At 69.0% G+C, this 1,392-nt stretch carries 3 protein-coding genes; 2 read left to right on the forward strand and 1 reads right to left on the reverse strand.

Annotated features, from left to right (window positions below; genetic code table 11):
- Positions 1-286, forward strand: a 286-nt coding sequence (locus VA603_RS11570) for a ComF family protein (RefSeq protein WP_323438937.1), incomplete at its 5' end; no start/stop codon positions are given.
- A gap of 79 nt (positions 287-365) precedes the next feature.
- Positions 366-932 carry an HdeD family acid-resistance protein gene (locus VA603_RS11575; RefSeq protein WP_192288244.1) on the forward strand — a complete coding sequence of 189 codons (567 nt, stop codon included), beginning with the start codon at positions 366-368 and terminating at the stop codon, positions 930-932.
- A gap of 136 nt (positions 933-1,068) precedes the next feature.
- Here the strand turns inward: VA603_RS11575 and VA603_RS11580 are convergent.
- The coding region (locus VA603_RS11580; protein WP_323438938.1) for a UbiA family prenyltransferase at positions 1,069-1,392 on the reverse strand (324 nt) is incomplete at its 5' end.

Consider the following 1,392-nt stretch of genomic DNA (forward strand, 5'->3'; position numbering starts at 1 on the left):
TGACCAGGCACGCGAGCTGGCCCGGCCCCTGGCCCGGGCGCTGGGCATCCCGCTCTGCGATGGCCTGCGCCGGACGCGCGCGACCATGCCGCAGTCGGAGCTGGATGCCGACCAGCGCCGGCGCAACCTGCGCGCGGCCTTCCTCGCCAGGCCGGGCTTGCCGGTGCACGTGGCATTGCTGGATGACGTGATGACCACCGGCACCACGCTGCAGGCGGCGGCGCTTGCCCTGCGCCGTGCCGGCGTGACCCGGGTGGACGCCTGGGTCTGCGCGCGGGTGCCGTGATCGCGCCATGACAGCGCCGGTGGCATAAAGTCAGTGCCGAGGGGGTATCAACTTTCGTGCATCACATGAGGAGATGGCTATGGGCGGTTCCCCGGTATTTCCCGCAGGTTCGTTGTTCAGTGCGCTGACGCGCAACTGGTGGGTGGTGCTGCTGTTCGGGCTGCTGGCGGTGGTGTTCGGCGTGCTGACGTTGATGTCGCCGGTGCGCACGGCGGCCCTGCTGGCGTGGTGGCTGGGCGTGATGGCGGTGGTCGAGGGCGTGGTGGTGCTGGTCGGCCTGGTCAGCGGCGCGGCGCCGGTGTCCCGGGGCTGGGCGGTGTTCTATGCCCTGGTATCGATCGCCTTCGGCGTGCTGGCCATCCTCAACCCGTTGGCCACGGCCAGCGTGTTGCTGCTGTTCCTGGCCGGCTGGCTGATCGTCGGTGGCATCTATCGCATCGTGTTCGCCATCCGCGTGCGCAAGCACATCCGCGGCGAGTGGATGTTGGTCCTCAGTGGCCTGCTGGCGGTCGCGTTGGGCGTGATGTTCGCGCTCAACCCCTTGTCGGGGCTGATGGTGACCTCGTTGTGGATCGGTGCGCTGGCCCTGGTTTACGGGGTGCTGCAGGTGATCGCGGCGTTCCGCTTGCGCGCGCTGAAAGCCTGAGCGACGCAGGTGCGGCCTGGGCCGCGAAGCCGGCGATGGTGCCGGGGCGGGAAGAGCCGGTACCCGTTGCAGGGTGTCGGCCTCGCGCCTGGAGGCGCTCCAGCATAGAAAGAAGGCCCGCATTGCGGGCCTTCTGCTATCGGTTGAGGTATTGGCTGGCGACGATGCCGGCGAACAACACCGCGCCGACCCAGTTGTTGTGCAGGAAGGCCTTGAAGCAGGGCTCGCGCTCGCGGTTGCGGCACAGCCAGAACTCGTAGACCACCATTGCCAGGGCCACCGCCAGGGCGGCCCAGTACGCGCTGCCGAGCGCCGCGCGCTGCCCGACCAGGGCCATCGCGCCGAAGAACAGGGCGTACAGGATGCCCTGGATGACCAGGTCCAGCTCGCCGAACAGGATGGCCGTGGAGCGCGAGCCGACCTTCAGGTCGTCGTCGCGGTCGACCATGGCGTACCAGGT

The sequence above is a fragment of the Stenotrophomonas capsici genome, from assembly GCF_034961085.1.
In the GTDB taxonomy this organism is placed as follows: Bacteria; Pseudomonadota; Gammaproteobacteria; order Xanthomonadales; family Xanthomonadaceae; genus Stenotrophomonas; species Stenotrophomonas capsici.

Excerpts from the sequence above, each read along its gene's own strand:
- VA603_RS11575 (WP_192288244.1), top strand. The coding sequence starts at position 366 with ATGGGCGGTTCCCCGGTATTTCCCGCAGGTTCGTTGTTCAGTGCGCTG.